This is a genomic window from Microbacterium sp. Mcb102, assembly GCF_024519805.1.
In the GTDB taxonomy this organism is placed as follows: Bacteria; Actinomycetota; Actinomycetes; order Actinomycetales; family Microbacteriaceae; genus Microbacterium.
On record NZ_JALJRG010000001.1, the window covers coordinates 217,789 to 235,800 of the forward strand.

General features: G+C 66.1%; 17 protein-coding genes. 16 read left to right on the top strand and 1 reads right to left on the bottom strand.

Going from position 1 to position 18,012, the window contains the following annotated elements; genetic code table 11:
• Window positions 1–250 (bottom strand): hypothetical protein (locus OC372_RS01035; protein WP_262000671.1); only part of this gene is annotated, 250 nt, incomplete at its 3' end.
• Here OC372_RS01035 and OC372_RS01040 point away from each other — a divergent pair.
• The 16 genes from OC372_RS01040 to OC372_RS01115 all read left to right on the top strand — a co-directional run.
• Complete coding sequence (locus OC372_RS01040) at window positions 138–1,556, top strand: LGFP repeat-containing protein (RefSeq protein WP_410054852.1); 1,419 nt, start codon at window positions 138–140, stop codon at window positions 1,554–1,556. The genes OC372_RS01035 and OC372_RS01040 overlap by 113 nt on opposite strands.
• Window positions 1,557–1,606: 50 nt before the next feature.
• Complete coding sequence (locus OC372_RS01045) at window positions 1,607–2,602, top strand: GDP-mannose 4,6-dehydratase (protein WP_262000673.1); 996 nt, start codon at window positions 1,607–1,609, stop codon at window positions 2,600–2,602.
• Window positions 2,599–3,756 (top strand): LegC family aminotransferase, encoded by a 1,158-nt coding sequence (locus tag OC372_RS01050; RefSeq protein WP_262000674.1) that lies wholly within the window; start codon window positions 2,599–2,601, stop codon window positions 3,754–3,756. The genes OC372_RS01045 and OC372_RS01050 overlap by 4 nt, the downstream gene beginning before the upstream one ends.
• Window positions 3,753–4,922: a UDP-N-acetylglucosamine 2-epimerase gene (gene neuC, locus OC372_RS01055; RefSeq protein WP_262000675.1), complete on the top strand. Its 1,170-nt coding sequence runs from the start codon at window positions 3,753–3,755 to the stop codon at window positions 4,920–4,922. Before OC372_RS01050 ends, neuC begins: the two co-directional genes overlap by 4 nt.
• A complete protein-coding gene (neuB, locus tag OC372_RS01060; RefSeq protein ID WP_262000676.1) occupies window positions 4,912–6,009 on the top strand; it encodes an N-acetylneuraminate synthase in 1,098 nt (365 codons plus the stop codon). Before neuC ends, neuB begins: the two co-directional genes overlap by 11 nt.
• The gene (locus OC372_RS01065; protein WP_262000677.1) at window positions 6,002–6,646 is read left to right on the top strand and encodes a NeuD/PglB/VioB family sugar acetyltransferase; all 645 of its coding nucleotides are present in this window, start codon (window positions 6,002–6,004) and stop codon (window positions 6,644–6,646) included. Before neuB ends, OC372_RS01065 begins: the two co-directional genes overlap by 8 nt.
• On the top strand, window positions 6,643–7,686 hold the full coding sequence (locus tag OC372_RS01070) for a nucleotidyltransferase family protein (protein WP_262000678.1): 1,044 nt from the start codon (window positions 6,643–6,645) through the stop codon (window positions 7,684–7,686). Before OC372_RS01065 ends, OC372_RS01070 begins: the two co-directional genes overlap by 4 nt.
• The gene (locus tag OC372_RS01075; RefSeq protein ID WP_262000679.1) at window positions 7,683–8,378 is read left to right on the top strand and encodes a cytidylyltransferase domain-containing protein; all 696 of its coding nucleotides are present in this window, start codon (window positions 7,683–7,685) and stop codon (window positions 8,376–8,378) included. Before OC372_RS01070 ends, OC372_RS01075 begins: the two co-directional genes overlap by 4 nt.
• Before the next feature lie 80 nt (window positions 8,379–8,458).
• The gene (locus OC372_RS01080) at window positions 8,459–9,394 is read left to right on the top strand and encodes an ABC transporter permease (RefSeq protein WP_262000680.1); all 936 of its coding nucleotides are present in this window, start codon (window positions 8,459–8,461) and stop codon (window positions 9,392–9,394) included.
• Window positions 9,391–10,128, top strand: a complete 738-nt coding sequence (locus OC372_RS01085) for an ABC transporter ATP-binding protein (RefSeq protein ID WP_262000681.1) — start codon at window positions 9,391–9,393, stop codon at window positions 10,126–10,128. Before OC372_RS01080 ends, OC372_RS01085 begins: the two co-directional genes overlap by 4 nt.
• On the top strand, window positions 10,125–12,008 hold the full coding sequence (locus tag OC372_RS01090; RefSeq protein WP_262000682.1) for a DUF6541 family protein: 1,884 nt from the start codon (window positions 10,125–10,127) through the stop codon (window positions 12,006–12,008). Before OC372_RS01085 ends, OC372_RS01090 begins: the two co-directional genes overlap by 4 nt.
• 66 nt (window positions 12,009–12,074) lie before the next feature.
• A complete protein-coding gene (gene wecC, locus OC372_RS01095) occupies window positions 12,075–13,310 on the top strand; it encodes a UDP-N-acetyl-D-mannosamine dehydrogenase (RefSeq protein WP_262000683.1) in 1,236 nt (411 codons plus the stop codon).
• Complete coding sequence (wecB, locus tag OC372_RS01100; RefSeq protein WP_262000684.1) at window positions 13,307–14,464, top strand: non-hydrolyzing UDP-N-acetylglucosamine 2-epimerase; 1,158 nt, start codon at window positions 13,307–13,309, stop codon at window positions 14,462–14,464. The genes wecC and wecB overlap by 4 nt, the downstream gene beginning before the upstream one ends.
• A 108-nt stretch (window positions 14,465–14,572) precedes the next feature.
• Window positions 14,573–15,742 (top strand): glycosyltransferase family 4 protein, encoded by a 1,170-nt coding sequence (locus OC372_RS01105; protein ID WP_262000685.1) that lies wholly within the window; start codon window positions 14,573–14,575, stop codon window positions 15,740–15,742.
• Complete coding sequence (locus tag OC372_RS01110) at window positions 15,742–17,538, top strand: ABC transporter ATP-binding protein (RefSeq protein WP_262000686.1); 1,797 nt, start codon at window positions 15,742–15,744, stop codon at window positions 17,536–17,538. The genes OC372_RS01105 and OC372_RS01110 overlap by 1 nt, the downstream gene beginning before the upstream one ends.
• Window positions 17,535–18,012 (top strand): hypothetical protein (locus tag OC372_RS01115; protein WP_262000687.1); only part of this gene is annotated, 478 nt, incomplete at its 3' end. The genes OC372_RS01110 and OC372_RS01115, both read left to right, overlap by 4 nt.

Below are 18,012 nucleotides of genomic sequence, written 5' to 3' on the forward strand. Positions count from 1 at the left end.
CCCGGCAGTATGCGAACGGGTGGATCCATGCGTCGGCGGCGGGGGCGTTCGTGACGTCGAATTCGTTGATGTCGGCGTACAGCAAGGCGGGGTGGTTGCGGGGTTCGCTCGGGTGGCCGACGAGTGATGAGTCGAAGGTGACGGATCCGAACGGGAACGGTGTCACGCAGAGTTTCCAGGGCGGTTGGATCCATTCGTCGGCGAAGGGCACGTTCACGTCGTCGACGCGGGTGATGACGGCGTATAGCAAGGCCGGTTGGGTGCGGGGTTCGCTCGGGTGGCCGGTGAGTGCGGAAGCGTGCGCGGGGGCGTCGTGTACTCAGGCGTTCGCCGGTGGGATCATCTCGTTCTCCGGTACCGCTGAGGCGACGAGTGCGGTGGGTGTCTCGGCTGCCGCGATCGCGAAGGTGCGTGCTGATCCGGCGAGCAGCCCGGTGCCGCTCGGTGCGGCTGTGGACGCGACGGCGTCGCTGGTCGCGGATGCGCACGGTGGTGGGCTGGCGCAGAAGTTCACGGGCGGGTGGATCCATTCCTCCGCGGCGGGGACCTTCGCGTCTTCGAACACGATCATGACGGCGTACAGCAAGGCGGGGTGGCTGCGAGGCAAGCTCGGGTGGCCGGCGGGAGTGGAGACCTGTTCGGCGACCAGCTGCATCCAGGCATTCCAAGGCGGCTCCATCGGATATCAGAAGGGCAAAGCGGCAGTCGCTCTCGTGGGCGTCAAAGCCGATGCGATCGACGCGGCCTTCGCCGAACAGGGCGGAAGCTCCGGCACACTGGGAGCCGCAGTCGCACAGCTCACCGTGGTCTCCGACCCGAACGGGAACGGTCTGGCCCGGCAGTATGCGAACGGGTGGATCCATGCGTCGGCGGCGGGGGCGTTCGTGACGTCGAATTCGTTGATGTCGGCGTACAGCAAGGCGGGGTGGTTGCGGGGTTCGCTCGGGTGGCCGACGAGTGATGAGTCGAAGGTGACGGATCCGAACGGGAACGGTGTCACGCAGAGTTTCCAGGGCGGTTGGATCCATTCGTCGGCGAAGGGCACGTTCACGTCGTCGACGCGGGTGATGACGGCGTATAGCAAGGCCGGTTGGGTGCGGGGCTCGCTCGGGTGGCCGGTGAGTGCGGAAGCGTGCGCGGGGGCGTCGTGTACTCAGGCGTTCGCCGGTGGGATCATCTCGTTCTCCGGTACCGCTGAGGCGACGAGTGCGGTGGGTGTCTCGGCTGCCGCGATCGCGAAGGTGCGTGCTGATCCGGCGAGCAGCCCGGTGCCGCTCGGTGCGGCTGTGGACGCGACGGCGTCGCTGGTCGCGGATGCGCACGGTGGTGGGCTGGCGCAGAAGTTCACGGGCGGGTGGATCCATTCCTCCGCGGCGGGGACCTTCGCGTCTTCGAACACGATCATGACGGCGTACAGCAAGGCGGGGTGGCTGCGAGGCAAGCTCGGGTGGCCGGCGGGAGTGGAGACCTGTTCGGCGACCAGCTGCATCCAGGCATTCCAAGGCGGCTCCATCGGATATCAGAAGGGCAAAGCGGCTACCGTCGTCTACCGCTGACATCTCGCTCCCGCCGGGGCAGCAGACGGATATCGGATAGACTCGAAGGCATGAGAGTACTGCTCACCGGAGCTGACGGATTCATCGGATCGCACCTCGCGGAGCAGCTGGTTCGGGACGGACACGATGTGCGAGCCCTGGTGCTCTACAACTCGTTCGACTCCCGCGGCTGGCTCGACGGCATCTCCCAGGAGGTCGCGCGCGAGATCGAGTTCCTGCCCGGAGACGTGCGGGATCCGGCGCTGATGATGGCCGCGGTGAGCGACCGGGAATCCGTGCTGCACCTCGCTGCGCTCATCGCCATCCCGTACTCGTACGCGGCTCCGGATCTGTACGTGCAGACGAACATCCAGGGCACACTCAACCTGCTCAATGCCGCGCGCGCGGCCGACGTCAGCCGGTTCATCCACACATCCACGAGCGAGGTCTACGGCACTGCGCGGTACGTGCCCATGGACGAGGGCCATCCGCTCCAGGGCCAGTCGCCCTATTCGGCGTCGAAGATCGCCGCCGACCAGATGGTGAATGCCTACCACGCGTCCTTCGGGCTTCCCGCGGTCACGATCCGGCCCTTCAACACCTTCGGCCCGCGGCAGTCGGCTCGGGCCGTGATCCCGACCATCGTGAGCCAGCTCGCTGCCGGGAAGCGGGAAGTCCAGCTCGGTGCGCTCACGCCGACACGTGACTTCACCTACGTGCCCGACACGGTCTCCGGCTTCACGACGGCACTGACCAGCACGGCGGGCGTCGGCGAGGTCATCAATCTGGGTGTCGGCTTCGAGGTGAGCATCGGTCAGACCTTCGACCTCATCGCGGAGGCGATGGGGGTCGACGCCGTCGCAACCGAGGACCCGTCGCGACTGCGTCCGGCGAACTCCGAGGTGGAGCGTCTCTTCTCCGACAACACCAAAGCTCGTGAGATCCTCGGCTGGCAGCCCGCCTACAACGGCGTCGAGGGCTTCCGTGAGGGGCTCCGCGCCACCGCGGAGTGGTTCACCGACCCCGCCAATCTGGCGCGCTACCGCACTGACGCTTACGTCGTATGAGTACGCCTGAGGATTTCGTCCGCACCATCCGCGGTGTCGTGGGCGACGACCCATTCGTCGGCTTGCACGTACCTGACATCACCGAGCTCGAGAAGCAGCGTGTGCAGGAGTGCCTGGACTCGACGTTCGTATCGAGCATCGGCGCCTTCGTGACCGGGCTCGAGCAGGGCATCGCCGACTTCGTGGGCGCCCGGCACGCGATCGCGGTTTCCAATGGGACCTCGGCTCTGCAGGTGGCTCTCGAACTCGTCGGTGTCGGTGACGGAGACGACGTGATCGTCCCGACTCTGTCGTTCGTGGCGACTGCCAACGCGGTCTCGCACGCTGGCGCCCGGCCGTACTTCGTCGACAGTGACGAGGCGACGCTGGGGCTCTCCGTCGGGGCCGTCGCCGAGGTGCTGCGGTCCGCGCGTTCCACTCCTGAGGGGCTCGTGAACGCCGCCACAGGGCGACGGATCGCCGCGATCGTGCCGATGCACACGCTCGGGCATCCGATGCGGATCGCCGAGCTCGTCGCGCTGGCGACGGAGTACGACGTCCCGGTCGTCGAGGACGCTGCCGAGTCGCTCGGCAGCCGGGTCGACGGGGTGCACACGGGCACCTTCGGACGTCTGGGCATCCTCAGCTTCAATGGGAACAAGATCCTGACCACCGGTGGTGGCGGAATGATCCTCACCGACGACGAGGAACTCGCCCGGAGGGCGCGCCATCTCACCACGACCGCGAAGCTGCCGCACCGCTGGGAGTTCGAGCACGACGAAGTGGCGTATAACTACCGGATGCCGAATCTCAACGCCGCGCTCGGAGTCGCCCAGCTCGAGCGGCTCCCCACATTCCTCGCCGATAAGCGACGGCTCGCGGCCCGTTACCAGGCGGCATTCGCCGGGGTCCCCGACATCGAGTTCCTCACGGAGCCGGCGGGAACCGAGAGCAACTACTGGCTCTGTGCGGTGCGCGTGACGGGCGACATCGCACGTCGCGACGCCTTCCTCGAGGCGACGAACGACGCGGGTCTCCAGTGCCGTCCGTTCTGGAACCTGCTGCACATGCAGGCTCCCTACCGTCACCTGCCGCACGCGGCTGTGCCCGTCGCGGAAGCCCTGCATGCCTCCGTCGTGTGCATCCCGAGCTCGCCGGCGCTGGCCGCGGAATGAGGACGATCGCCGTTGTCACCGGCACCCGTGCGGATTACGGTCTGCTGCGGGGGCTGCTCCGGGCGATCGAAGACGATCCGCAGCTGCGACTGCGTCTGATCGTGACCGGGACGCACCTCAGCGACGCCTTCGGGAAGACCGTCACCGAGATTGAACGCGACGGGTTCGCCATCGCCGCATCGGTGCCGATCTGGTCGGGCGCGGACACCGCGCTCGCGGCGGCGGCCGACGTCGGGCGTGCCGTGCCCGGCTATGCGGAGGCGCTGACGGAGATCGCGCCCGACGTCGTCGTGGTGCTCGGGGATCGTCTCGAGGCTTTCGCGGTCGCCGCCGCGGCCACCATCCTGTCGGTGCCGGTGGCGCACATCCACGGCGGGGAGATCACCGAGGGTGCGATGGACGACGCGCTCCGGCACTCCATCACCAAGATGTCCTATCTGCATTTCACCTCGACGGCGGCTCACCGTGCGCGCGTGATCCAGCTGGGGGAGGACCCTCAGCGCATCTACTTCCACGGCGCGCCGATCGTCGACATCCTCGACACGTTCGAGGCGATGCCGCGTCACGAGGTGGAGGCGCAGTTCGGCATCCGACTGCCCGATCCGACCGCGCTCGTGACGTTCCACCCCGCCATCATGGACGTCGCGCCGGCGGAGCAGTTGGTGGAGGAACTCCTCGCCGGTCTGCTCGCGGTGGACGACCTGCATGTCGTGATCACGGGCTCGAACTCGGACATCGGCACCGGCGCTGTCCGCGAGAAGATCGCGCGCTTCGTCTCCGACCACCCCGAGCGCGTCGACTACGTCGAGTCGTTCGGGCAGCGCGCGTACCTCAGCGCGATGCGCGCCGCATCGGTCGTGGCCGGAAACTCGTCGAGTACCGTCCTCGAGGCGCCGGTGATGGGCGTTTCATCCGTGCTCGTCGGTGATCGCCAGAAGGGCAGACCGATCGCCGCGAGTGTCGAGGTGCCCGAGCCCACCGCCGAGGCGATCGCCGCGGCTGTAAGACGACAGCTCGCCGCAGGGCCGACCGCGGCCGCTGAAAGCCCTTTCGGTACCCCGGGCTTCGCCGCCCGTACCGCCGCGACCCTCCGGGACGTAGAGATACCGCGGCCGCCGAAGAAGACCTTCCACGATCTCGAACAGGGAGATGACGATGACCGCTGACGTCTTTGTGATTGCGGAGGCAGGGGTGAACCACAACGGCTCACTCGACGTCGCCAAGGAGCTGGTGGATCTCGCCGCGGACACCGGCGCCGACGCGGTCAAATTCCAGACCTTTTCCGCGGATGCGCTCGCACTGGAATCAGCGGAGCTCGCCGACTATCAGCGTCTCTCGGACACGGACTCGCGTAGTCAGCACGACCTCCTCCGCGGGCTCGAGTTGTCCCACGACGAGTTCCGCGCGCTGAGGGCACACTGCGATCAGCGAGACATCCGTTTCCTCTCCACGGCGTTCGACCTCGACGGCCTCGACTTCCTCATCGACGAGCTGGGCATCCCCCTCGTCAAGATCGCTTCGGGCGACCTCACCTTCGCCCCACTGCTGGTCAAGGCGGGCCGCAGCCGGTTGCCGGTGATCCTGTCGACGGGTATGGCGGATCTCAACGAGATCGCGCGGGCGCTGCGCTTCCTTGCCGCAGGGCTGGCGCAGGCACATGGTGTGCTCGGCCGCGCGGAGCGGCTCACGGAGAGTGCGCTCGCGCGAGCATGGGAGGCACGGAACGAGGAGCTTCGGTTTGACGAGCACGTGACGATCCTGCACTGCACCACGGAATACCCTGCCGCGGACGAGCATCTGAATCTGCGGGCGATGCAGACCATCGCGGAGACCTTCGGCCACAGCGTCGGCTACTCCGACCACTCGCTCGGCTCGCTGGCATCTGTGCTCGCTGTCGGGCTCGGCGCGACCGTCCTCGAGAAGCACTTCACCTTCGACGTCACCGCCGAGGGGCCCGATCACGCCGCGTCACTGGACCCCGACGGACTGCGCGACTACGTCGCGGCGCTCCGACGAGTGCCCATCATGCTCGGTTCGTCCGAGAAGAAGGCGCAGCGCGTCGAAGAGGGCAACCGGGCGGTCGTGCGTCGCAGTCTGGTCGCCACGCGCGACATCGCCGCGGGCGCCGTGATCGCGGAGGACGACGTCGCCTGCTTCCGACCAGCCACCGGTCGTACATCCTTCGACTTCTGGGAGGTCGTCGGTGGCCCGGCATCCCGCGCATACCGACGCGGTGAGCTCATCGATGACTGAGCTGATCCTGCTCGGTGGCGGTGGGCACGCGAGGTCCGTCCTCGCCGCGGCGCGCGCGCTGGAGCTGGCGGTCAGGGGATATCTCGCGCCGCAGGCCGGAGATCTCGGCGTCGACTGCCCGTACCTCGGCGACGACGACGTTCTTGGCACACTGGACCCGGAAGAGGAGCTCTTCGTCAACGGCCTCGGGTCGACTACGGTGACCACCGCCAGACAGGGTCTCTACGGGCGTGCCATCGCGCGAGGATTCCGCGCCGCGCAGATCGTCCACCCCCGAGGATTCGTCGATCCCGGAGCCCGACTGGACTCCGGCGTGCAGGTGCTCGCCGGAGCGTTCGTGAACAGCGGCGCTGTCGTCGGGGAGAACGCGCTGATCAACTCAGGCGCGATCATCGAGCACGACGTCGTGGTCGGCGCCCACTCGCACGTGTCGCCGGGAGCAGTCGTGGCAGGCGGCGTGCGGATCGGCGAAGGCGTCCATGTCGGCCTCGGGGCCCGCGTCATCCAGGGTGTAACACTGGGATCGGGTAGCGTCATCGGAGCCGGCGCCGTGGTGATCAGAGACGTCCCGGCCGGGGCCGTCGTCGTCGGCGTGCCCGCCAGAGCGATCGAATCCGAGAAGAGGGAGGCGGTATGAGCTCGAACGCCGACCTATCCGTGCATCCGGGCACCAGCATCCGCGACGCGCTCACCCAGCTCGACCGCAGCCGGCGTCAGGTGGTCTTCGTGGAAGACACCGAGGGGCGGCTCATCGGTGCGGTGAGCGACGGAGACATCCGGCGCGGTCTGCTCTCCGGCGCATCGTTGGAGGACGACGTCGACCGGGTGATGAACACGAACCCGGCGACCGTGCCACCGACCGCGACGCAGGAGGCCGTCGAGGAGCTGAAGGCGCAACGCGGCATCCGCGTGGTCGCCGTGGTCGACGACGGCCGGATCGTAGACGTCGTCGGCGAGGGAGAGCACATCGCCACTCCACTTCCGACCCCCGTCGTGCTCATGGCGGGAGGACGAGGCCAGCGGCTGTACCCGATCACGAAGGACATTCCGAAGCCGCTCGTCCCTCTGGGCGAGACCCCGATGATCGACATCATCCTCGGCCGCCTGCACGGCCAGGGATTCCGCAGGGTGCATGTCTCGGTCAACCACCTCGGGCACCTGATCGAGGAGCACCTCGGCGACGGCACCGCGCACGGTCTGGAGATCACCTACCTGCACGAGCCGATGCCGCTCGGCACAGCGGGCGCGATGGCCCAGCTGCGGGGCGAGATCGACTCGCCTTTCGTGGTGATGAACTCGGATCTGCTCACCGACGTCGACCTGAGGCGGATGCTCGGCTTCCACCTCGATGTGCAGGCGGCGGCGACCATCGGCGCGCGCGAGTACGGTTTCGAGATCCCCTACGGCGTCATCCGCCGCGACGGACACCGGGTCGTGGGACTCGCGGAGAAGCCGTATCACAGCGAACTCGTCAGCGCCGGGATCTATGTTCTCGACCCGACGGCGCTGGAGCTTCTGGAGCAGGGCGAATACTGCGACATGCCCACGCTGCTGTCGCGGCTGATGGATGCCGACCGTTCCGTCGCCGCTTACGAGATCCGCGACGAGTGGATCGACGTGGGTCGACCGGAAGATCTCGAACGCGCCAGGTCGGCGTGGGAACGGAGAACCAGATGAGGATCTGTACGATCACCGTGCGCGCGGGATCGAAGGGCGTTCCCGGCAAGAATCTCCGCATCGTCGCTGGACGGCCGATGTTCGGACACTCGGTGGCGCAGGCGGTGGCGACGGGCCTCTTCGACGAGGTCGTCGTCTCCAGCGATTCGGAGGAGATCCTCGCACTCGCACCCACGTTCGGCGCCACGGGTGTGGTGCGCCGCCCCGCTGAGATGGCCACGGACACCGCCGGTAAGGTACCTGCCATCGCCCACGCCGTACGCACGACCGAGCAGCGCACGGGGCAGAACTACGAGGTCTGCGTCGACCTCGACGCAACCAGCCCGTTGCGCACGCTCGATGACATCCGCACGGCGGTGCGGATGTTCGAGGAGTCGGATGCCGCCTCGTTGATCACAGGCGCGGAGGCGCGACGGAACCCGTACTTCAACCTCGTCGAGGAGCAGCCTGACGGGACCGTCGCCGTCAGCAAGCAGCCGGATGACGCGGTGCTCCGGCGCCAGGACGCGCCGCGCTGCTTCGACATGAACGGCTCGATCTACGTCTGGCGGCGCGAGTCGCTGCTGGAGGACCAGGTCGTGTTCCTTCCGTCGACGATTCTCTACGAGATGCCCGCCGAGCGGTCCATCGACGTGGACAGCGAGTTCGACTTCCGCATCGTCGAGTGGCTCATGGGGCAGCGGGATGACTGATGCTGACCGCGTTCAGCGTTTCCGCGAAGGCGTGGGCATAGACTGTCGTAGTTTGCGACGACACCCGAATGAGTGGGCCTGTGACTGACACCCGAGACCTTTTCGCCGCCGTCCCGCGTACGGAGTTCACAACCCCCGGCAAGAGTCGTGGGCTGATCGATGTGGTGCGCTGGCGGTATCTTCTGATCCTCCTGGTCCGTACCGGTGTGACGACGCGCTACCGTAATTCGGTCCTCGGTTGGACGTGGTCGTACGTTCGACCGGCCGCGCAGTTCCTCGTGTTCTGGGTCGTCCTCGGCCTGTTCATGAAGCTGGATCACGGCATCCCCAATTACGCCGTGTACCTGTTCGCCGGCATCGTCGTCATCAACCTCTTCTCGGAGGCGTTCAAGAACGCGACGACGTCGATCGTGGGGAATGCGCCGCTCGTGCGGAAGGTCTTCCTGCCGCGGCAGCTCTTCGCCGTATCGGCCGTGATCGTGGCGTTCGTGCATTTCCTTCCCCAGGTCGGTCTGCTCCTCGTCGTTTGTCTGCTGCTCGGCTGGGCCGCGCACCTCTCCATCCTCTCGGTACTGGCCATCTTCGCGGCCATGATCATCGTGATGCTCTTCGCGCTGGGTCTCGGACTGTTCTTCGGCGCAGTCAACGTGCGTTATCGCGACGCCGAGAACATCGTCGAACTCATGCTGTTGCTGGCCACCTGGGCGTCCCCGGTGCTCTATTCCTGGGCCGCGGTGCAGGATGCCGTCAAGACTCTCGGCTGGCCGGACTGGCTGCTGGAGATGTACCTCCTCAACCCGATCACCCAGGGCGTCGAGCTCTTCCACTTCGCGTTCTGGCGCCCGGCCACCGAGGGAATGATCTCCGCTGCGGGCTACGTCGGTCCGCAGCTCGAAGCAATACCGCCCGGCCTCGGCTGGAACACTCTCTGGACGTTCCTCATCGCCGTGGGCACCCTGCTCCTGGGGCAGATCGTCTTCCGCCGCCTCGAAGGAAGGTTCGCACAGGACCTATGAGTTCTCCTCACACGCTCCGTCCGAGCATCATCATCGACGGTGTGAAGAAGCGCTTCACGCTGAATCACGCGTTCTCTCTCAAGGACACCGTCGTGTCCTGGATCAAACGTCGCAAGCTGACGAGCGAGTTCGAAGCCCTCAAGGGCGTCGACATCGTGATCGGTGAAGGTGAATCCGTCGCCGTGCTTGGTCTCAACGGCTCTGGAAAGTCCACGCTCCTCAAGCTCGTTTCCGGAGTCATGGAACCGGACGATGGAACGGTGCTGACCCGCGGACGCGTTGCCGGTCTCATCGAGGTCGGAGCCGGGTTCCACCCCGAACTCTCCGGCCGCGAGAACGTCTTCCTCAACGCAGCGATCCTCGGGATGAAGCAGCGCGAGATCGAGGCGCGATACGACGAGATCGTGGCATTCAGCGAGATCGAGCAGTTCATCGACCAGGAGGTCAAGCACTACTCGTCGGGGATGTTCATGCGTCTCGCGTTCTCGGTGGCGATCCACGTCGAGCTCGATGTGCTCCTCGTAGACGAGATCCTCTCGGTGGGTGATGCACCGTTCCGTGAGAAGTGCCGGCTCAAGTTCGAAGAGCTCATCGAGCAGGGCAAGACTCTCGTCGTCGTCAGCCACGACATGGAGATGGTTCGACAGCTCTGCGTCCGCGGCATCGTCATCGACAAGGGCGTTGTCGTGTACGACGGCGAGGTCGAGGGCGCGATCGCGTTGGTCGACGCATGATCGAAAGCTGGCTGTCGGCGGCCCCTGCCGTGGGATTCGCCGTGCTGCTCATCGTCGCACCCGGCCTGCCCGCCGCACTTCTCTTCCGTCTGCGCGGGGCAATGCTCCTGGGAGCGTCGATCGCGCTGTCGCTCGCCGTCGTCGGGATTGCGACCGCCGTCGCTCCGCTTCTCGGAATCGCCTGGTCGATCCTGCCCGTGCTGCTGATCGCCGTGCTCCTCACGGCAGTCGCCGCAGGCCTGCGCATCCTCGGGAGAGGACGGTTCGCTGTGCTGGGCGGCGAGACGCGGGCGGTCTGGCTCGGTATGGGCGCGGCCGCCGTCCTCTGGGCGGTCATCCTGATGGTCGGGATCGGTGGGGCTGAACACCCTTCTCAGCTGTACGACGGGCTGTTTCACCTCAACGCCGTCGAATTCATCCTTCAGACCGAGGATGCCTCGCCTTTCCACATGACGATGGCGGTGCCCGGAGCCACGTCGGCCTTCTACCCGACTCTGTGGCACGCGCTCGTATCGCTCGTGGTCCCGGCGGCGTCGGGCGTCGTCGCGGCGACGAACGCCGTGACGATCGCGGTGATCGCGGTGGGGTGGCCGGCCGCGATCGCGACTCTCACCGCGGTGCTCTTCGCTCGTTACCGCACGGCGTCCGTGTGGGCGCCGCTGCTGTCCCTCGGGTTCAGCGTCATGCCGCTCGGTTTCCTCAACTGGGGCGTGCTCTACCCGAACCTGCTGGGGACGATACTGATCCCCGTGCTCATCGCCGTCACCGTGCTTGCATCGCGGAGGGGAATCGGCGGATATCAGCGGGTGTCCCTTCTGATCGTGCTTCTGGCAGCGATCGGTGCAACTGCCCTCGCGCATCCTTCTGCACTGCTCGCGGGGCTCGCCCTGCTGGTTCCCTTCGGGCTCTGGTGCGCATGGCGCGCGTGGACGGGTGCCGCTACCCGGAGCCGCGTGCTGCTGGCGCTCTCGGTCGTGGTGGGCCTCGTCGTGCTCGGATTCATCTGGCATCTGGCGAACGTGACCACCCACGAGTGGCAGCCGGGGGCGACTCTCGCTCAGGCGATCGGTGAAGTCGCGTTCCTCAGCCCGGTGGGACGCAGCACCGGACTTCTCCTGGGCCCGCTTGCCGCGATCGGGATATGGAGGGTGGTGAAGGATCGGCAGTGGTGGATCCTCGGGTCATACGCCGTGAGCGTGTTCTTCTTCGCAGTGTCGACCTGGTTGCCTCTGCCCGCTCTGCGCAGTGCCATCGTCGGCGTCTGGTATGACGACACCACGAGAGTCGGCGCGCTGCTGGCCGTCTTCGGCCTGCCCCTCGCCGCGCTCGGCGCCCACCTGGTGTGGTCGTGGCTCGTGGCACTGTGGCGGGACGGACGTCGATCGCTCCTGATCATCGCTGCGGTCGTGCTCGTCGCACTGGGGCTCACGCATCTGTCCGCCCTCGCGAACGACCTCCGCTTCATGCGGGGGACGAGTTTCAGGTTCGATGCCCAATCGCAGGGTCTCACGCCCGACGAAGCGGCGCTTTTCAAGCGGATTCCCGACGATGTCGATGGACCTCTTCTGGGTGACCCGCTCACGGGAGCAGGCCTCGTCTACGCATACACGGGCAACCCGGTCGTCTTCCCGCACGTCACGGGCCGTTACGGGGCGGACGCCGATCTCCTCGCCCGCTATCTGGCGACCGGCGACGCCGAGGTGTGCGACGCGCTCGAGTCGCTCGGCGTCGAGTACGTCTTCGACTTCGGGGATCGGGAGATCTTCGAGAATCACTTCACGACCTATGAAGGTCTGCACGGTTTGGACCAGTCGTCGATCCTCACCGAAGTCGACCGTGAGGGTGACGCCGTCCTCTACGAAGTGACGGGTTGCCGCTGATCTCCTCAGCGCTTCCACAGTCCGATCCCGGCTAGGCTGGGTGCGTCTCAAAAGCAAGGGAAGTACATGACCAACGTTTGCGTAATCGGCCTCGGCTACATCGGTCTGCCTACCGCTGCAGTGCTCGCGTCCCATGGACACAAGGTCGTCGGAGTGGATGTCAACCAGCGGGCCGTCGACACCATCAACGCCGGCCGCATCCACATCGTGGAGCCGGAGCTCGAAGAAGTGGTCAGCAGCGTCGTCGCCTCCGGTGCACTCACCGCGACGAGCAGTCCCGTCCCCGCCGATGTGTTCATCCTCACGGTGCCGACGCCGCTTGACGGCCAGAAGCAGGCTGACATGACGCTCGTCGACCGCGCATTCGACGACGTCGCTCCCTTCCTCAAGGCCGGCGATCTGGTCGTGCTGGAGTCGACCTCCCCTCCCGGAACCACGCTCGGTCTTGACCGGCGGCTGGGCGAGGTACGCCCGGACCTCGCCGCCGGATCCGTTCTGTTCGCGCACGCGCCCGAGCGGGTGCTGCCGGGAAAGATCATGCGCGAGATCATCGAGAACGACCGCATCATCGGCGGAACCACGGATGAGGCGAGCCGACGTGCGCAGGCTCTCTATGGCTCGTTCGTCACCGGGGATCTGCTGGTCACCGATTCCACGACCGCGGAGATGGTCAAGTTGACGGAGAACTCGTTCCGCGACGTCAACATCGCCTTCGCCAACGAGCTCTCGACCGTGTCCGACTCCTTCGGCATCGACGTCTGGGAGGTGATCCGCCTCGCCAACCGGCATCCCCGAGTGAACATCATGCAGCCCGGTCCGGGTGTCGGCGGACACTGCATCGCCGTTGACCCGTGGTTCATCGTGAGCGCGGCGAACGGTGGTGCCGCGCTGATCGAGACCGCGCGTCGGGTGAACGACGCCAAGCCGAAGTGGGTGCTCGAGCGCATTCACAGAGCGATCGAGTCCATCTCCGCGCCCAAGGTCCTGATCCTCGGTCTGGCGTTCAAGGCGAACGTCGATGACCTGCGCGAGTCTCCGGCCGTCGAGATCACGCAGGCGCTGGCCGAATCTCGACCGGAGATCGAGTTCGCCGTGTCCGAGCCTCACATCCACGAGCTGCCCGCGTCTCTTCAGAAGTGCTCGAACCTGAGCCTCGTCGAAGACCTGGAGAAGGAGTTCGACGCAGCTGACGTCGTCGTGCTCCTGGTCGACCACGACGCGTACTCGACGTTCGGTCCCCGCCTGCAGTCCGGCAAGGCCGTCATCGACACGCGTGGGCTGAGCAAGAACATCGCGCCATGAGTGCACCCACGAAGAACCTCATGGTGATCTACGGCACTCGCCCGGAGGCCATCAAGGTCGCGCCGATCATCCTGGCTGCGCGGGAAGCGGATGGCGTCCACCCGCAGGTCGTCGTCACCGGACAGCACCGCGAGATGCTCGATCAGGTCAATGGTCTCTTCGGGATCGTCCCGGACATCGACCTGAATATCTTCGAGCACGGCCAGACGCTGGTCGATATCTCCTCGCGCACGTTGGGCGGGGTGGCGGCAGCCATCGAGGAGATGCGGCCCGACGCGGTTCTCGTCCAGGGAGACACCACGACTTCTGCTTTCGCAGCGCTGGCCGCCTTTTACGCTCAGGTGCCGGTGATCCATCTCGAAGCCGGGCTCCGGACCGGGAACATCTATTCGCCGTTCCCGGAAGAGGTGAACCGCAAGATCATCACTCAGGTGGCGGCGCTCAGTCTCGCTCCGACGCAGACGAGCAGGGAGAACCTGCTCCGTGAGGGCGTGGATCCCGCGTCCGTTCTCGTGACCGGCAACAGCGTGGTCGATGCCCTTCTGCATGTTTCGGCGTCCGACGTACCCGTGCATCATCCGGACCTGGTGGGCCTTCTCGAAGGTCTCGCAGATGACGACAAGGTACTTCTCGTGACGACGCATCGTCGAGAGAACCTCGGCGATGCGATGACGGACATCGGGAGAGCGATCGCACGGATCGCTCGTGCCCATCCGGCTTTGACCGTGATCATGCCGCTGCACCGCAACCCGAAGGTGCGCGAGCGGGTGCTTCCCGAGATCGAGGGTCTCGGCAACGTCCACGTGCTCGACCCGCTGGAGTACGGCGACTTCAGTCGGATCCTCCGCCGCGCGGAGATCGTGCTGACAGACTCCGGGGGAGTGCAGGAGGAAGCGCCGGCGCTGGGCAAGCCCGTCCTCGTCCTGCGCGAGAACACCGAGCGGCCCGAGGCGGTCGATGCCGGTACCGTGAAGCTGATCGGCACGGACGAACAGCGCATCGTGGACGAGGTGTCGCAGTTGCTCACCGACGTGGACGCCTACAGCGCGATGGCGAACGCCGTCAATCCCTACGGCGACGGACAAACCGCGGCACGGACCATCCTCGCGATTCGACGGCTCTTCGGTGAGGACGTCGACGTCGAGGAATTCTAGGTCCGTGCGACATCGTCCGTTCTGCGCCGCATCGTGCGGGTTGAACGGGCAGATGCTCCGCAGTTCCATCGTTCGCAGGTCGACAGAGAGAGGTCGGGTGAGCACTTCGTGCGTGTAGCGATCGCCAGCCGCATCTTCGCACCGGAACCCGCAGCTGCCTCTCTGCGGCTCGCGGCCCTCGCGGAAGCGCTCGTCGACGGCGGCGCGGAGGTGAGCGTTCTGACCGTCGCATCCCGCCATGAGGAGAGGGACGACGACAGCAGAAGGTATCGAGTCCGCCGTGCTCCCGTGCTTCGCGACAAGAGCGGGTACGTGCGGGGGTATCTCCAGTATCTGAGCTTCGACGTGCCTCTGTTCTTCCGTATCCTCTTCGGGGCCCGGCAGGCCGTCTACGTGGTGGAACCGCCTCCGACGACGGGGTTTGTCGTGAGGATCGCACTCGCGATCCGACGAACCCCCTACGTGTATTACGCGGCGGATCTGTGGTCGGACGCCGCTGAAGCGACGGATGTGCCCGACGTGGTCCTCCGCGGAGTGCGCAGCATCGAAAGGGCCGCTCTCGAGGGAGCGGCACGAGTGCTCACGGTCAACGATCGTATGGGCACCCGGGCGGGGCAGATCGCTCCGCGCGCGCAGCTCATCGTCGTCGGGAACGGAGCCGATACGCGAGCGTTCTCGGCGGACGGCGCTGTCCCGCAGGAAGGTCGGTACCTCATCTACGCCGGAACGGCGTCGGAATGGCAAGGCGCCGGGATCTTCATCGAGGCGTTCGCACGGATCGCCCAGGAGATCCCGGATCTACGACTCGTGTTCATCGGCCAAGGAAGCGATTGGGGAAATCTGCGGAAGCAGGCCTCCGAGACGGAGGCGTCCGAGCGCGTGACCTTCCTCGACTCGCTTCCACCGGCCGAGGCCGCGTCATGGATTCGCGGCGCGGTCGCCAGCGTCGCATCCCTGCGACCGGACGCCGGCTACAGCGTCGCATTCCCCACGAAGATCTACGCGTCTTGGGCGTGCGGCACGCCCGTCATCTTCGCGGGCGAGGGCCAGGTGCATGAGTTCATGCGAGAGAACGCCGCGCACGCAGCCCTCGGGGCCGCGTGCGACTACGACGTCGACGAAGTCGCCGACGCCTTCCGGGATGCCGCGACACGCACACGCACAGAAGCAGAACGTCGTGGGCTGGGTGCCTGGGCGTCATCGAACGTTAGTCTGCAGTCGGTCGCTCGTAGAGCAGCGGATGCAGTCATCGCAGTGGGAAGAGGCAAGGCCGACTGATGAAGAGCATCTGGAATACACTCGTCGATCTGTTCAAAGTCATGCCCGACGGCGCGGCGAGGTTCTACATCGGTTACGCGATCGTCACAGGAGCGCTCGCGCTTCTCGACACGCTGGCGCTGGGACTCATCGTGCTGTCGGTGACGCCGCTGGCCAGTGGCGACCCCATCGAGCTGCCGGTGGTCGGGGAGCTGCCCGCCACAGCGGCACCCTGGATCTTCGGCATCGTTTGCGTGCTGTTCCTCCTGAAGAGCGGCCTGGCGATCCTTCTGCACTGGATCGCGACTCGGCGATTCGCGGCATATGAACTGGCGGTGGGAGATGACCTCTTCCGTTCGTACACCCGGTCGTCGTGGGAGGAGCGCGCCCGCTACAGCACGGCCGAAGTCACGAGGATCGTCGACGGGTCGATGGCGAGCACGAACACGGGATTCATCCTTCCGCTCTCCCAGGTTCCGGTGAACCTGCTGACCTTCATCTCCGTCCTCGGTGTGCTCGTCGTCGCTCAGCCGCTCACGGCCGCCGTCGCATTCGTCTATCTCGCCGGATTCTCGTTGTTCATGCTGTTCGTCATCACTCGGCGCGCGCGAGAAGCGGGCATGGTGCTTCGCCGTTATGTCTTCCGCGTCGCGACCTTGATCACAGAGATGGTCGAAGCGCTGAAGGAAGTCACGCTCCGCAACAAGCTGGACGAGATCGGCGGTGTCGTGACGGACTACCGCCGAAACGCGACGAGGGCGCGCGCCAATGCGTCCTTCCTCTCGATCGTGCCCAAGTACGCGTTCGAAGCAGCGCTGATCGGCGGATTCCTCGTCGTCGGCGGTACCGCCTTCCTCGCCGGCGGAGCGAACAACGCGGTCGTGGCGGTCGCGATGTTCGCCGCGACCGGATTCCGGATGATCCCCGCGATCACCACGCTTCAGACATCGTTCACAACCGCGTCGATCAACGAGGTTCACGCGCGCGATGTGATCCGAGAGCTCACCCGCGATGTCGACGGAGAGCGGTCGGCCAAGGCGTCTTCCATCGACCCGGAGACCTTGAAGACCGCGCCGAAGGTCCTCGAGCTTCGTGACGTTTCGTTCAGCTACCCGGGCACCGGTAAGAATGTGCTGGAGCATCTGAACCTGTCGATCCCGTTCGGCTCCACCCTCGCAGTCGTCGGCCCGTCGGGAGCGGGAAAGTCGACCCTCATCGATGTGCTCCTCGGCCTCAGCCAGCCATCCTCCGGGGAACTCGACATCGATGGACAGCCCCTGTCGCGTGTGTTGAACCAGTGGCGGGCGCATGTGGGATACGTCCCGCAGCGCGTGGCACTCTTCGACGCGTCCGTCGCGCAGAACGTCGCGCTCACGTGGGGCAGCGACTTCGACGAGGAGAAGGTGATCCGCTCGCTCGAGCAGGCACAGCTTTCGGAGCTGATCACCCGCGGCAAGGGCATCCGCGAGCTGATCGGCGAGCGCGGGTTCTCGCTCTCGGGTGGGCAGCAGCAACGTCTCGGAATCGCTCGTGCCCTCTATGCGGAGCCGCTGGTGATGGTGATGGACGAGGCGACGAGTTCTCTCGATACCGCGACAGAGCGGCGAATCGTCGAGGCGATGCGTGAGCTCCAGGGTGAGGTCACGTTCATCAGCGTCGCCCACAGGCTCGCCACGATCCGGGACTACGACAGCATCTGCTACCTCAGCGACGGTGCCATCCGCGGTCTGGGAACTTTCGACGAAGTGGTGGAGCAGGTTCCCGATTTCGCGCATCAGGCTTCGCTGGCCGGGCTTCTCGAGCGAGGCAATCGATGAGCGCCACGGCGCCGCGGCGGGCGATGATCTTCCACGTGCCGTATCCGTTGAATCCGGATGCCACGAGCGCCAGCGGGATTCGTCCGGTCCGCATGAGACGGGCTTTCGAAGCACTCGGCTATGAAGTCCTCGAAGTCTCGGGGAAGCACCCTCAGAGACGTAGCCGGATCCGAGATCTCAAACGTCTGATCCGCGACGGAAAGCGCATCGATTTCGTCTACTCGGAGGCGTCGACCCAACCGACCGGGCTCGGCGAGAAGGTCACCGCGGCGACCAGCGTCACCAGAGACATCGGCTTTCTCCGGTTCTGCCGCAGGGCCGGTGTCGGAGTCGGTCTGTACTACCGGGACGTCTACTGGCGTTTCCCCGAATACGGGACCAGGATGCCGCGCTGGTACCGGTCCTTCCTGCTGACGCGTTATCGTGCGGATCTGCGGGGTTATCGTTCCGCGGTGGATGTGTTGTATCTGCAGT

Excerpts from the sequence above, each read along its gene's own strand:
- OC372_RS01045 (WP_262000673.1), top strand. The coding sequence starts at position 1,607 with ATGAGAGTACTGCTCACCGGAGCTGACGGATTCATCGGATCGCACCTC.
- OC372_RS01050 (WP_262000674.1), top strand. The coding sequence starts at position 2,599 with ATGAGTACGCCTGAGGATTTCGTCCGCACCATCCGCGGTGTCGTGGGC.
- neuC (WP_262000675.1), top strand. The coding sequence starts at position 3,753 with ATGAGGACGATCGCCGTTGTCACCGGCACCCGTGCGGATTACGGTCTG.
- neuB (WP_262000676.1), top strand. The coding sequence starts at position 4,912 with ATGACCGCTGACGTCTTTGTGATTGCGGAGGCAGGGGTGAACCACAAC.
- OC372_RS01065 (WP_262000677.1), top strand. The coding sequence starts at position 6,002 with ATGACTGAGCTGATCCTGCTCGGTGGCGGTGGGCACGCGAGGTCCGTC.
- OC372_RS01070 (WP_262000678.1), top strand. The coding sequence starts at position 6,643 with ATGAGCTCGAACGCCGACCTATCCGTGCATCCGGGCACCAGCATCCGC.
- OC372_RS01075 (WP_262000679.1), top strand. The coding sequence starts at position 7,683 with ATGAGGATCTGTACGATCACCGTGCGCGCGGGATCGAAGGGCGTTCCC.
- OC372_RS01085 (WP_262000681.1), top strand. The coding sequence starts at position 9,391 with ATGAGTTCTCCTCACACGCTCCGTCCGAGCATCATCATCGACGGTGTG.
- OC372_RS01090 (WP_262000682.1), top strand. The coding sequence starts at position 10,125 with ATGATCGAAAGCTGGCTGTCGGCGGCCCCTGCCGTGGGATTCGCCGTG.
- wecC (WP_262000683.1), top strand. The coding sequence starts at position 12,075 with ATGACCAACGTTTGCGTAATCGGCCTCGGCTACATCGGTCTGCCTACC.
- wecB (WP_262000684.1), top strand. The coding sequence starts at position 13,307 with ATGAGTGCACCCACGAAGAACCTCATGGTGATCTACGGCACTCGCCCG.
- OC372_RS01110 (WP_262000686.1), top strand. The coding sequence starts at position 15,742 with ATGAAGAGCATCTGGAATACACTCGTCGATCTGTTCAAAGTCATGCCC.